Origin of the sequence: Pseudomonas sp. CNPSo 3701 (assembly GCF_028674975.1) — a bacterium.
Lineage (GTDB): Bacteria > Pseudomonadota > Gammaproteobacteria > Pseudomonadales > Pseudomonadaceae > Aquipseudomonas > Aquipseudomonas straminea.
The window spans coordinates 407425-420980 of the sequence record NZ_JAQZSI010000002.1; the positions used below are offsets into that span (position 1 = coordinate 407425).

General features: G+C 54.5%; 12 protein-coding genes. 7 read left to right on the top strand and 5 right to left on the bottom strand.

Features of this window, described 5'->3' with window-relative positions; translation table 11 throughout:
• Positions 1–4 precede the first annotated feature (4 nt).
• Positions 5–943, bottom strand: a complete 939-nt coding sequence (locus tag PVA39_RS08685; RefSeq protein ID WP_274123724.1) for a LysR family transcriptional regulator — start codon at positions 941–943, stop codon at positions 5–7.
• A gap of 132 nt (positions 944–1075) precedes the next feature.
• Here PVA39_RS08685 and PVA39_RS08690 point away from each other — a divergent pair, with 132 nt between their 5' ends.
• From PVA39_RS08690 to PVA39_RS08705, 4 genes are all read left to right on the top strand, one after another.
• Positions 1076–2233, top strand: coding sequence for a metallophosphoesterase (locus PVA39_RS08690; RefSeq protein WP_274123725.1), 1158 nt, complete (start codon positions 1076–1078; stop codon positions 2231–2233).
• A complete protein-coding gene (locus PVA39_RS08695) occupies positions 2233–3093 on the top strand; it encodes an SDR family NAD(P)-dependent oxidoreductase (protein ID WP_274123726.1) in 861 nt (286 codons plus the stop codon). The genes PVA39_RS08690 and PVA39_RS08695 overlap by 1 nt, the downstream gene beginning before the upstream one ends.
• Positions 3094–3219: 126 nt before the next feature.
• On the top strand, positions 3220–4449 hold the full coding sequence (locus tag PVA39_RS08700) for an MFS transporter (protein ID WP_274123727.1): 1230 nt from the start codon (positions 3220–3222) through the stop codon (positions 4447–4449).
• Between the two features lie 83 nt (positions 4450–4532).
• Positions 4533–5360, top strand: coding sequence for an aldo/keto reductase (locus PVA39_RS08705; protein WP_274123728.1), 828 nt, complete (start codon positions 4533–4535; stop codon positions 5358–5360).
• 90 nt (positions 5361–5450) lie between these two features.
• On the opposite strand, the gene PVA39_RS08710 is transcribed toward PVA39_RS08705, so the two are convergent.
• On the bottom strand, positions 5451–6446 hold the full coding sequence (locus PVA39_RS08710) for an aldo/keto reductase (protein ID WP_274123729.1): 996 nt from the start codon (positions 6444–6446) through the stop codon (positions 5451–5453).
• Between the two features lie 205 nt (positions 6447–6651).
• On the opposite strand from PVA39_RS08710, the gene PVA39_RS08715 reads away from it, so the two are divergent.
• Both PVA39_RS08715 and PVA39_RS08720 read left to right on the top strand, forming a co-directional pair.
• Positions 6652–7551 carry an NAD-dependent epimerase/dehydratase family protein gene (locus tag PVA39_RS08715; RefSeq protein ID WP_274123730.1) on the top strand — a complete coding sequence of 300 codons (900 nt, stop codon included), beginning with the start codon at positions 6652–6654 and terminating at the stop codon, positions 7549–7551.
• Positions 7552–7877: 326 nt separating this feature from the next.
• A complete protein-coding gene (locus PVA39_RS08720; RefSeq protein ID WP_274123731.1) occupies positions 7878–9218 on the top strand; it encodes an FG-GAP repeat domain-containing protein in 1341 nt (446 codons plus the stop codon).
• A 165-nt stretch (positions 9219–9383) separates the two neighbouring features.
• On the opposite strand, the gene PVA39_RS08725 is transcribed toward PVA39_RS08720, so the two are convergent.
• Complete coding sequence (locus PVA39_RS08725) at positions 9384–10127, bottom strand: SDR family oxidoreductase (RefSeq protein WP_274123732.1); 744 nt, start codon at positions 10125–10127, stop codon at positions 9384–9386.
• A 193-nt stretch (positions 10128–10320) separates the two neighbouring features.
• Between PVA39_RS08725 and PVA39_RS08730 the strand changes: the two genes are divergently transcribed.
• Positions 10321–11103: an SDR family NAD(P)-dependent oxidoreductase gene (locus PVA39_RS08730; protein WP_274123733.1), complete on the top strand. Its 783-nt coding sequence runs from the start codon at positions 10321–10323 to the stop codon at positions 11101–11103.
• A 200-nt stretch (positions 11104–11303) separates the two neighbouring features.
• Here PVA39_RS08730 and PVA39_RS08735 read toward each other — a convergent pair whose 3' ends face one another.
• Positions 11304–12125, bottom strand: coding sequence for a hypothetical protein (locus PVA39_RS08735; protein ID WP_274123734.1), 822 nt, complete (start codon positions 12123–12125; stop codon positions 11304–11306).
• Positions 12126–12782: 657 nt separating this feature from the next.
• Positions 12783–13241 carry a response regulator gene (locus PVA39_RS08740; protein ID WP_274123735.1) on the bottom strand — a complete coding sequence of 153 codons (459 nt, stop codon included), beginning with the start codon at positions 13239–13241 and terminating at the stop codon, positions 12783–12785.
• Between the last annotated feature and the right edge of the window lie 315 nt (positions 13242–13556).

Consider the following 13556-nt stretch of genomic DNA (forward strand, 5'->3'; position numbering starts at 1 on the left):
CTCATCAAAGGCGTGAGGCCGATGATTCTCCAAGCCCTAACCGAAAAGAATCAACCAGCTCACGTAACCCGGGCGGCATCTGCCGACGACCTGGATAGTAGATATGAAAAGGAGGCTCAATCGGAGCCCAATCGGGAAGCACGATCTGTAGCTCGCCTCTGGCAATGTACCCCCCAACTCGTTCCTCCAGGCAGTACATGATTCCGCGATCAGCCAATGCCATCTCAATGCCGAAAGCTGTTTCGTTTACGCAAAGCTGTCCAGGTACTTCAATGCAGCGGTGCTCACCATCCTTCTCGAAATCCCAGCGGTAGATGACACCGTTGCCCATTCGAATCTGAATGCAGTTCTGGTGCTTTAAATCTTCGGGCTCGACGATCCTGGGATTGCTATTCAGGTACCTCGGAGAGGCAACCGCGACCCAACGAAGCTCCTCGCTGATCCTTACCGCGATGAAGTCCTCGGGAATCGTATCGCCGAAGCGAACGCCGGCATCGAACCCGGCAGCTACGATGTCCACCATACGATCATCTACCGCGACTTCTACGGAAACCTCAGGGTAGGCCTCCAAAAAGGGAGGCAGATATTTCGTAAACAGCAATCGAGCACCGTCACTCAAAACGTTCAGACGCAGCCTGCCCGAAGGCCTATCACGGTGGCGATCTAGCGCCGCCAGAGCCCCGCTGATTTCTGTGAATCCGATTGTGAGGCGCTTCGCCAAGGCCGCTCCGGCATCGGTAGGCGACACGGTGCGGCTGGTGCGATTAAGCAGCCTTACCCCAAGTCGCTCCTCAAGATTACGCACGGCATGGCTCAGCGCAGACGTGGTGATGCCAAGCTCCACTGCTGCCTGAGTGAAGCTCCTGAGCCTTTCCACTGCGAGAAACGAATTCAAGTCAGCCAAGTCCGCCCGAGAAAGGCGTGCTGTCGGTAATACAGGCATCTGCAGAAACTCACTGTTGATTTAGATTCAATGCTTGATGCAATGGCGCTCGACAATCATTGATAAATCATAAAGTACCATCAATTTAATTCAACAATTGATGGAAATTACACTTCTATAGGGTTCATCTGCGTGTTCCATATCTACCTCACGATTGCCTATCTATACGTGCTATGGCGCTTCGTCGTTCCGCTACCCATCACCCGAATCTGGCGTGCCGTGATCGGACTATCGCTACTCATCATTTCGAAGTACCACCTGATACTGATCGGCCTCTACGGCACGATGTTTTCGCCAGAGTTTCCGCGAGCAGCAGTGCTGTTAGCTGGCTGGCTGTTTTGCACGTTCGTGCTGCTGTTCGCTCTGGTGATCCTGGGTGACCTGGTTGGCGGGATCGTCGCGCTCGTCACCAGAAGGTCAATTGCGAAAGTCCTGGGAAGCAAGTTCAGGCTGGTCATTGCTTCGCTGGCGCTGACCCTGTCCGGCATTGGGGTTTACCAAGCGGCTCAGCTCCCGGATGTGCAGCGCCTTGACGTTGACGTGAAAGGCCTGCCCGCAGCTTTTGATGGCCTGCGGGTGGTACAGCTCACAGACCTGCATATCAGCAAAGCCTTTCAACGCGAATGGGTCGAGAAGGTGGTGGAGCGCACGAATGCGCTTAACCCCGACCTCATCCTCGTCACTGGAGACGTCATCGACGGGACGGTCGAGGCACGACGCGAAGACGTGGGCCCCCTCGCTAACCTGAAAGCCCCGCTGGGGATCATCGCGATCCCTGGCAACCACGAATATTACTTTGGAGCCGATCGCTGGATCGCCGAGCTTAACCGACTCGGAATGCGGGTTCTGGTTAACAGCCATGTCGCGCTTATGCGTGATCAAAGCTCGTTGCTGATTGCCGGCGTAACGGACGAGGCGGCTCCTGCCTTCGGCTTGGAAGGCCCAAACCTCGATCGAGCACTTAAGGGCGCTGACCGAGAGTCACCCGTCATTCTTCTAAAGCATCGCCCTGAAGGGGCGGCCCTCTCCGCAACTGAAGGAGTGAGTCTCCAGCTATCTGGGCACACCCACGGCGGAATGATCAAAGGGCTCGATCTAATCGCCCAATACGCCAACAGAGGGTTCGTGTCAGGCAAGTACGAGGTCGGGAGGTTGACGCTCTATGTCAGCAACGGCACAGCCCTCTGGAACGGCTTCCCTATTCGATTGGGCGTTCCAGCTGAAATCACTGAAATCGTGTTGCGAGCAAGCCCCGCTTCCCAACTGAAACCTAGCGAGGAGAATTCCTAATGAATCATCCAGCCATCTGCAAAAACTCGGTCGCCGTCGTCACCGGAGCAGCGTTGGGCATTGGCTACGCCATCGCCCATAAGGTTGCCAAAGAGGGAATGGATGTCGTGCTTTTCGACAAAAATTCTGTGGCGCTCAAATCTGCAGCTAGCTCGATTCGTAGAGATGCACCCGACGTGAATGTCCTCGCAATCGAAGGGGACGTCACGTCGCAAGCGGATCTACACGGACTCTACGAACAGGCATGTGAGTTCGGTCGCGTGTCCCTGCTGGTTAACAACGCGGCGATCATCACAGGGGCTGGCCCTTGGGATGGAATGTCTAAGTGGAGGACGCTCATGGAGGTTAATTTCTGGAGCGCTCTTACTCTCCAGCAGCTGTTCATAGAAACGATGTTCTCTCAGGAAGGGAATGCGGCAATCGTAAACGTCGGATCGAAGGAAGGGATAACTACACGACCTGGCAATGCGGCCTATTCAGTCTCGAAGGCCGCGATAAAGGTACTTACTGAGCAGTTAGCTCACGAGTTGCGTGAAAGGGTTGGTGACCGAATCACTGCGCACCTATTGATCCCGGGATACACCTTCACGCCGATGAATTTTCCCGACATGACCTCGTCCACCCACAAACCGGATGCCCCTTGGACTGCGGATCAAGTAGCCGATCGGCTGGTGGCGCAAATGGCTAAAGGAGAGTTCTACATTTTCTGTGAAGACAATGAGGCAAGTTGGGAGCTCGACCAGCGCCGCATGCAATGGGCTGCCGATGACCTCATCTTGAAGCGCCCTGCCCTGTCTCGCTGGCATGAGGATTACGCTGATCAATTCTCTGCCTATGTTGCAGACATAGCCCCGCAGTGAAATCCCTGTCCTGACACCTGTCTTGGTGAGATGCCACGGCATGCCTGGCATCTGCGCCCTTAAAGACAATCTCCTTTTGCTTCACCGGGCGGTGCTGTTGGCACCGTTTGGCTTAAGGCGTACTGAATGAAAAGCCACTCGAACACAGAAACATCTGCGACCCCTGCTCCAAAAATCGAAGTGCCTCATGGCGTCGGTATTGCTATCGCGATGTTGAGCCTAGGGGGCCTCTTCATTGGCACCGGCGAGTTCGCATCAATGAGCCTGCTGCCGGGGCTTGCGTCCAGCACCGGCGTATCAATTCCCGTGGCTGGGGGATACATCACAGCCTACGCACTGGGCGTGGTAATTGGCGCTCCGATGATCGCCATCCTCGCGGCACGCTGGCCTCGCAAGGCACTGTTGATCGCACTGCTTGCGCTGTTTGCAATAGGGTATGGTGCGAGTGCAGTCGCCTGGAACCATGCAAGCTTGCTCGGCGCCCGCTTCTTGGCCGGACTGCCGCATGGCGCTTACTACGGGGTAGCGTGCCTCGTTGCGGCCACGATGGTTGCTGATAACCGTAAGGCACAAGCTGCTGGGTACGTTATGGCAGGTTTGGCAGCAGCCAATGTTGTTGGGGTTCCAACTGCAACATGGATTGGTCAGTTGTTCGGATGGAGGGGCGCCTTTTCCGGCCTGGCTGCCGGTGGTGCACTAGCAATCGTACTGTTCTGGTGGCTCATTCCTTCGATTCCCAAGGATGAGAAAGCAAGCCCCAAATCTGAGCTGTCAGGCCTCAAAAGGCCTCAGCTTTGGCTCACATTAGCTACGGCATCTATCGGCTTCGGCGGGATGTTCTCGGTGTACAGCTACATCACACCGACACTTACTGAGGTAACTGGCTTCACATCCGGACAAGTGCCATTGGTTCTGGTGCTCTGGGGCGTGGGCATGATCGTGGGTAACTTGATTGGGGGCTGGTTAGCAGACCGTTCTCTGGTGCCGGCGATCTTCTACATCATGATTTGGAACGCTGTCTTCCTAGCTCTCTTCTCGATGCTGGCTTCTTCAAGCGTTGGTACCTTGGCCGTACTCTTTCTTGTAGGCTGCGGATTTGCCCTTGTACCTGCCCTGCAGGTACGCCTGATGGACGTCGCCGGTGAGGCGCAAACCTTGGCTGCAGCGCTCAATCACAGCGCGTTCAACATCTCTAACGCAGTTGGCGCGACGCTCGGTGGTCTCTCGATCGCAGGCGGCTTTGGTTGGGCGTCGACTGGCTGGGTGGGCGCTGCTCTTGCGGCGCTAGGCACCGTCTTCTTCGCCATCTCGATCAGCCTTGAGAAACGCGCCAAAGCTAAAGCAGTCGCAGCCTGAACGCATGAATCGCTCGGTAGGCGCAGTGACATTGCCCGCTCGCAGCCGGCCACAGAACAATCTCAGTGAGAGGAGATAGTGACATGGTAACGCCACAGCTGACCGTACAGCTTTCAGACGGGCATCGAATTCCACAGCTCGGCTTAGGCGTCTGGCAAGCTAGCCAGTACGAAGCGCGTCATGCCGTCGAACTAGCCATCGAGACAGGCTATCGCCACGTCGATACCGCATCGATCTACGGGAACGAGGAAGGCGTTGGTGAAGGCATCCGCAATGCGAGCGTGCCCCGCGAGCAGGTTTTTCTGACTACCAAGATCTGGAACGATGCCCAGGGCCGGGAGAATACGGCCAAAGCAATTGACGCTAGCCTGACCCGCCTCAAGGTCGATTACGTTGACCTGCTCCTCATACACTGGCCAGCACCTTCGAAGGACAAGTACGTTGAAACCTGGAAGGCGTTAATCGCAGCCCAGCAGGCAGGAAAAGCTCGATCAATTGGGGTCTCCAATTTCAATCCTGAACACCTGCATCGGCTGATTGGTGAGACAGGTGTATCACCGGTTCTGAATCAGGTGGAACTGCACCCGTTCCTACAGCAGCAGTACTTGCGAAAGCACCATGCGTCGTTAGGTATCGCGACTCAATCATGGAGTCCACTGGGTCAGGGGAGCGCGCTGACGCACTCGGGAATAGTCGGCATCGCCCAAAAGCATGGCCGAACTCCAGCACAGGTGATCATTCGGTGGCATATGGAATTGGGGCTCATCGCGATCCCCAAATCCATCACGCCCTCGCGCATCCGTGAAAACCTGGATGTATTCAACTTCTCCCTCGATGCGGCTGACCTTGCTTCGATTGAGAAAATGAATACTGGAACGCGGCTCGGCCCGGATCCGGCATCTTTCGGGTAGCCCGATTCTTACGTCTTAGAAGTGGGATGACGCCGGCAAAAGTCGCGTGCCGGCGTACCTTCCTCATCTCATTGAGCGCGCTCGCTCGGCTCAGGAAAAACCGCTCACGGCGTGAGGAACGTAGGGAGCTTCTAGTCGGCTGACCTCATCTTCGCTCAGCTCTATCTTCAACGCAGCGATCAAATCGTCGAGCTGGCCCTTCTTGCTAGCTCCGACGATGGGGGCTGACACGCCCTGTCTCGCTAATACCCAGGCCAACGCAATCTGCGCCATAGGCACGCTTCGCTCACGAGCAATCTGCTCGACGACGTCGATGACTCGACTATCTTCTGCTTCGGTGCGTTGGTAAAACGACTGCCCTGCGACATCGGTCTTCGTTCGCTCAGTCTGCTGTCCGTGAGGGCGAGTCAGCCTACCGCGCGCCATTGGGCTCCACGGAATGATGCCGACGCCCTGGTCGATGCACAGCGGAATCATCTCCCGCTCCTCCTCCCGATAAACCAGATTGAGGTGATTTTGCATCGAGACGAAGCGGCTCCATCCATTTGATGCCGCCACGTGCTGAGCTTTTGCGAATTGCCAGGCATACATGGACGACGCACCGATATAGCGAGCTTTTCCAGATTTGACGACGTCATGCAGCGCCTCCATGGTCTCCTCGATCGGTGTGTGATAGTCCCAGCGATGAATCTGGTATAGATCGACGTAGTCCGTGCCAAGCCGGGTCAGGCTTTGGTCTATAGCAGTCATGATGGCTTTGCGCGACAAGCCTCTATCGTTCGGTTTTTGGGCATCGTCCAGCATGCTTTGCGAATGAAAAACCTTGGTGGCGATGACGACCTCGTCGCGCCGGGTCATCTCCTTGAGCAACCTACCCACAATTACTTCAGAAGTGCCGGCAGAGTAGCTGTTTGCTGTGTCGAAGAAATTAATCCCCTTCTCGACGGCATGCTTGATGATTGGCCGGCTGTCATCCTCACCCAGCGTCCACGGGTGGGTACCTGCCTCAGGATCTCCGAAGGTCATGCATCCCAAGCACAGCCTAGAGATATCCAGGCCCGTGCTCCCGAGTTTGGTGAACTTCATATTCGCTTCCTCCTCATCTGCTTCGCACCATTCGTTGAGTCGCTTTTCACGTGAGAACTACGCTAGGTCATTCGACATGGCTGAACGCAGCTAGATCATTGAGCTGGTTTCAACCGCGCGTTGAGGGAGAACGAAGGGTCGTAGTAGCCCCGCCACGGTCAGTTCTAGGTACCGGCGAATGTTCGCCTTATCCCTGGAGGATCAAATGTCTAAACCAATCAAACGCGTCGCTGTTACCGGAGGCCATGGGAAGGTAGGTGCGGTACTGGTGCCCTACCTGCGTGAGCGCGGGTATGACGTTTTCGTAATCGACAAGGATGGCCCGGTTGATCCAGACGAGACCATGATGACTGCGGATCTGGAGGATTTTGGCCAGACGCTGGATGCTTTGTCATCGGTAGGCAATGACGTCTATGCCCGGGCAGAGCCTCAGGCATTCGACGCCGTCGTACACCTGGCGAGCATGCCGCATCCACGCATGATTCCAGACAGCGATGAGTTCCGAGTGAACATGATCACGACCTATAACGTTTTTGAGTCCTGCCGGCGCCTTGGGATCAAAAATATCGTCTGGTCTGCCAGTGAGGTGGCAACAGGAGTTCCCTACGACAAAACCGATGCACCGTATGTACCGGTGGACGAGGACTACCCAATGCGTGGGTACAACGTCTACTCCTTGACCAAGGTGCTCGGTGAGGAAATGGCTAGGCAGTTCTGCCTCAATGACCCATCGCTGCGAATCACGTGCCTGCGCCTGTCCAACGTCATGAACCAGGACGAGTACGCGAAGTTTGAGTCCTGGCAGGATGACCCTACTGTTCGCCTCTGGAACTTCTGGACGTATGTCGACAACCGCGACGTCGCGCAGAGCATCGAGCTCGCCCTGAAATACGATGTGCGGGGCAAGGATGAGTTCTTCATCACGAACGATGAAACGGTAATGCGAACTCCGAGCAGCGAGTTGCTTGACCTTCACTACCCAGGTATCGAACGCCGTAAGGAGATCACTGGGAACGAAGTCCTGCTTTCCAACGAGAAAGCAAAGCGCGTACTTGGATTCAAACCCGTTTATTCCTGGCTGGACGCTCTCAAGGAGCAGCAATAGTGATCTGCCTAAACTGATATCCCACTTCGCGGCAACAGCGCCCGACTATTGCCATGCACGCCTTTGGAAGCGTGCGTGGGCTGACCAGCATTCAGAGATGGCGGATCACTTCGGGCTGGGTGGCGCCATATCGCAATCTGGGCAGCGAGATAGTTTGCGGCACAGCTTTGCGGCTTGTTTCGTCACATCATCGTGACTCCCGGAAGCTGGGAAATTCCCACCCTATTTTCGCGCGGCTGAACCGGGCTCAATGAGCCGATCAGCATTTGCAGCGATTCTCAATAAGCCGTCATCGATGGCTATGTCTCTGATGGAGGTAGATCACAATGATTCATCACTTCAAAAGGAAATTCGCACTGATGGCGTCAGGCTGTCTTGGGGCGGTTGCTGTCTCGGCTCAAGAGGCTGCTCGGGATCCCGCAAGAGATGCGTTTGCGCTCATACCTGAAAAGCCATCAGCGTTCTTCGTTGATGCGACGGCGACACACGTCCCGTTAGCGCCGAGCCTGCATGCAACCGACTCAGTGTTCATCGATGTCGACAAGGATGGAGACCTGGACGTCGTAGTGTCTGTCGAGCTCGGGGTGAATCGTCTTTATCTGAATGATGGAAGCGGGAGATTGACCTATGAGCCCGACGCCTTCGGCACACAGATGCACGACAGCGAACATGTACGTGCTGCTGATCTCAATGGTGACGGCAACATGGATGTAGTATTTGTCGCTGAATCGGATGAGTACCATCAGTTGTTTCTAGGCGATGGCAAAGGCGGCTTCACTGATGCGACCGACCGCCTACCAGCAACCAGCCAGGGCAACGGGCTGGCCATCGGCGATGTGAATGGAGACAGGCTACCGGACATCGTCATAGGAAGCACTGGCGAGCTCGGCTACGGGCCAGACGCTGGGATAAAGCCTGCGCGCAATTTGCTATTCATCAACGACGCCAAGCGGCCAGGCCATTTCATCAATGCGACCGAGACACACCTGCCCAAGGCGGATGATCAGACTGAGAGTGTCGCGTTAGCTGATATGGATGGAGACGGCGATCTCGACATGGTTCTAGCTAGCCCAGCGCATCCAAATCGGTTGCTGCTCAACGATGGCAAAGGCCGATTCACTGATGCCTCCGATCGCCTCGAACTGCTGGTGCCGATGGAAACTCGCGAGGTACATGTCTTAGACGTCAATCAGGACGGCCACAATGACATCGTGTTTTTCAACATCACTAGCAACAACTTCGGTTGGGATAAAGATCCACAAACAAGGCTTCTGGTAAATGACGGCAATGGTCGTTTTCGAGATGAGACCAAGGAACGCCTTCCATCTCATCGTTTCTCAAGCTGGGCGGGCACCATCGTAGACTTCAACGGCGATGGTGCTCCAGATCTGCTCGTCGGAGCTATTCAGGTTCCTGGGTTCGTTCCCTTGCAGCTGCAGGCGTGGCAAAACGACGGCAAGGGTCATTTCAAAGATGTAACCCTTGAAGCTGTGCCAGGGATAACGGTTGGGCGCAGCTGGAGCATGGGGCAAGGCGATCTCGACGGTGACGGAAAGACCGATGTTCTGGTCGGAGGTTGGGGAACCCAGGCACGATTGCTTCTAACTGATAAAGATGGGTATCAGTCTTCGCTTCCTGCTGTGCCCCACTTAGAGCCGGCTCAGTAGTCGTAAAACTAAAAACACCACAACAGAGAGGTAGCTGCGGGCAGAGAACTCTGTCCGCCTACCTTTCTGCGCCCATGGTAGCTACGGCAGTTGCCCTGTCATCGATGAGTTAACAAGGGTGACAGCGAGCAAATGGCGGCCTTATCCAAAGGCCGCCAACCATGCTTACCAATCCTGCTTGGTCGGATGAATGACGATATCGTTGACGGTGAGATTAGCCGGCTGGTCAAGTGCATAGGCGACAGCGTCAGCAATTTGCTCGGGTGTAATCGCAATTTCATTCAGCTTTTGGGCAGCCTCGCGGCCTGCCTCATCATTCACCTTGTCGGCCCAGCCAGTATCAATAACACCAGGACTAATCATGGAGACTTGAATCCCGTTTTGGACGCCCACCTCTTTTCTCAAGCTCTCGGTGATGCCGCGAATAAAGAACTTCGTCGCGCTGTAAACCCCGCTTGAAGCGCCGACATGTAAACCCGCTACTGAGGACATGTTCAGGATCTTGCCATGCCCCTGATCGAGCATTTTAGGAAGCACAGCTGCGATCGCATTCAAGTAACCCTGGATGTTGGTGCTGATCATTTTTTCCCAATCGTCGATGGCGACATCTTTCCAATCTGAAAACAGCATCAGCCCCGCGTTATTGACCAGTGCGTCGACCTTGCCATATGTGGCCTCGGCAAATTGCACCAAGCTCTGCAGGCTTTCGCGTTTTGACACGTCAGTAATGTGATAAGACGCCTCTCCGCCAGCCTCCTTGATCTGAGTGACGATAGCCTGAAGCTTCTCTTCGTTTCGAGCTGCCAGCACGACAACCCCGCCAAGGCTTGCGATCTTGATCGCTGTCGCCGCTCCGATACCTGATGACGCGCCTGTGATTACCGTGACAGCACCTTTCAATTTGGACATATCCACTCCTGATTGGGAAAAGCTTGCCCAAATTCGGACTTCCCAAAATCGTGCTTGACCTTGCATCCAGCGACACGGAGCAATGAATAAAGCTCATGAATCAAAAGCGGGATACACACTCTCCGATGAATAGGCGTCCCCGCCCCCAATCGAGTGCGGCGTGGGGCTTTCTTGTTAAATTAGGAGAAAATACATGACTTCCAGCCGTCCTCTTGCATTGGTCACCGGAGGCTCTTCGGGAATCGGTTTTGAGCTAGCTAAACAGTTCGCCCAGAACGGGTTCGACCTAGTCATTTCTGGCTCCAGCGACAAAGTGAACAAATCTGCCGAGGCCATCCAGTCGATGGGGGTGGAGTGCTATCCGTACCAAGCGGACGCGTCCACATATGAAGGCGTTGAGGGGCTCTGGAACCACGTGCTATCCCTCGGGCGCCCTCTTGAAGCAGCGGCTCTTAACGTCGGGATTGGTCAAGGCGGAGCGTTCATCGACAACAAGCTTGAGGATGACTTCAAGCTCATCGCCATCAACATCACCGGTACGGTACATATGGCCAAGCGGGTCGCAATCCATATGGTCGCTAACAAATGCGGTCGTATCCTGATTACCTCTTCGATATCTGCGACGCAACCGACTCCTTACGAAACGGTTTACGGGCCATCTAAAGCGTTTGGGTTTTCCTTTGCCGAATCGCTGCGTGAAGAGCTGCGAGAAACAGGCGTCACCGTCACAGCTCTGCTTCCAGGTGCCACGGATAGCGAGTTCCACAAAAACGCCGGCATGGGGAACAGCAAAATCGGTGAGTCGAAGAAAAACGATAAGACCGAGGTCGCCAGACAGGGATTCGAGGCGTTGATGAACGATATTGACCACGTAGTCGGTGGCGACGAGAAAACGAAGCAACAGGCCATCGACAACCGCACCACGCCCGAAACTGTGAAAGCACAGCGCCACGCGGAGAACGCTCGCCTGAAGTAACGAACGCGAGGGATGACGGCCCTAGTGGCCGTCGTCATAGCGCGCTCCCAATGACCTCGCTCGGCAATACGTGGTGCATAATCCAACCAGATTTGTGAAGTCTGCGCCCTTTTGAGTGGAGAGCAGTGTCGACAACGATCTCTTGCAGCATGGCCCTATAGATATGAGCCATCGCGCCGGTGATCCTGGATGGTGCAGTATCATTGCAATTTTCTGCTCCGCTCGCCTTGGCGGAAGCGCTTAACTGACTCTGCAGTCATCAACCTATCTGGGCCCAAGTCCAGGACACAGTTGAGCAAGGAAGCCAGGGCGGAGTCAGACAATCTGAAGGTTGCTGGAATCAGGCCTCCACGCGCTACGGAATGCTCTTCCATCTTCGAGTAATAGGCCCTTAGAAAATCTGAGAGTCCAGGTTTTCGGCTGTCTGTCGCAGCAGCCGTTACCGGATTGTCCGCAAACACCTTTGCGCGTAGCGCGTCGGCGGCGAGCGCCTCGACGTAATCGCTCAAGGTTGGCCAGTATTTTAGATCGTACTCGTTATGCAGGACATCCAGCTCATCCTCTACATACAAGCTGAAGTGGTGGTTGTGCTCCGCCGCATCTTTAAGCACGTCGAGGACGTGATAGTGCGTCTCGCTGCTAAAGCCTGAGGTCTCTTGGAGTTCAGCGCGCCTAGAAAGGAGCCCAGCAAGCTGGCTTGCCAGCGAGGCGATCTGGCTATTTATCAAGACCAACTCTTCCCGATCCTGCCGGGCTTTAACAGCCTTTTCGGGACTCCAGCCTACAGGCAGAAATACGAGCATGTCCAAGAAGGACTCCAGCGCCCGAGGATGGCTGTGCAGCTGCTCGTAGAGTTCTTGGTACGCTTTACCGAGATCGTGACGTGTTCCGAGCATGCGCGTGATGACACGATTAGTGCTAGGCCAGATTCCGCGCTCACTATTGTATGCAAAATCTGCCTTCAGGAAGGACTCGCACTCGGCCACTGCTTTCTCATAGTTTTTCACTGGATCATCTTCCATTTTCGAACGACGCGACGAGATTAGATCCAAGAGATGAGGACGTCGGCACCTATAAGAAAATACTTTCAGTAGCCATAGGTACCTATTCGCCAGATTCCGGCGAAGCATCGGATTGGGAGGACAGGCAAAGCGAAAAACACAACATATAGTGGTATCTCAAAAAAATTGCCCTATTTTCCGAGTTATTTGAGATCAAAAGAAAAGTCGCAGCCAAAGGCTGCGAAATAACGATTCCCTATGAACGCCCTGTCGGGCTGTTCAGTAGAGTCCGCCCTCCCGCATCACCGCCTCGAAATCGCAAAAAAGCTCACCGCAAAAGCCCGTAACAACGCTGTAGAAATCGGAAGAATTCTGCAGACAACTGGACTGACCCATTGCTGCTTTTTCTTTGCCCTCAAATATATAAACTCCGTCTCGTTTAAAATTTTTTAAGGGGGGGGAGTGAAAAAACTTGGTTTACCGACGAACGGTAGCGTTGTACGGAGCTGGCCCAGCTATCGAGCACACATCACCAGCGATCACAGAAGAAGGTTCGGGTGGTGTAAGCGAGTTCTTCAGCTGGTGTAGGTGCAGACAACCTGAGACTAGCTAGCCATACGATCATTGAAGCGAACATGCATCATCTGCAGTGAGATAACACCAGCTACACCCGGCGTACTATCTAACGTGTGCGGAAATTGGAATGGAGCCAATTGGTGGGTTATTCAATTCCCCCCAGAAAATTCCCAGCTTCGACACTGCCTCAACGAAATCATCGAGGCCGAACGGCTTAATGATGAACGAGTTGACGTGCAGATCGTAGGCTTTTTGCAAATCTGAAACGCTCTGGGAATTGGTCAGAATAACCACCGGAATAGTGCGCGTCATCTCGGATTCGCGTATCACCTCCAGCACTTGAAGGCCGGTAAGATTGGGCGTTTTCACATCCAAGATGATGAGCGAGGGATTTCCGGCGTCGCGATTAGCAAAGCCGCAGCGTCGAAATAGATAGTCCAAGGCTTGTTCTCCGTCTTGGACTACTGCCACATCGTCGCCGAAGTCGTTGCGCTTTAGCGCAATCAGCGTCAATTCCAATTCACGTGGATCGTCTTCAACCAGCAATATCGAGTTCTGCATCCCAGCGCCTTAGGCAGCGGTTATAGATATGTGACCTTAAGGACGCGGTACCGTTCGACCTAACCAAAATCGGGAAGCGACACAGAGGCAAATGCGTCGTGGCGATCATGAGCCTGATCCATTGGACTAGCCTCAACGGGCATGCCCCGTATGCGCATCTCAAGGCTGTGCTGAAAAGACTGCCGACGCAGAATGACGGTGTTTCATTATTTCCCGGTCACTGGCGAGATTTTTTTAACGGCGCCAAGATTTTTTTAAAATTCGCGCACCTAGCCAAGAAAATATTAACCGAAAATGGCCGGGCAGCCGGGTTAG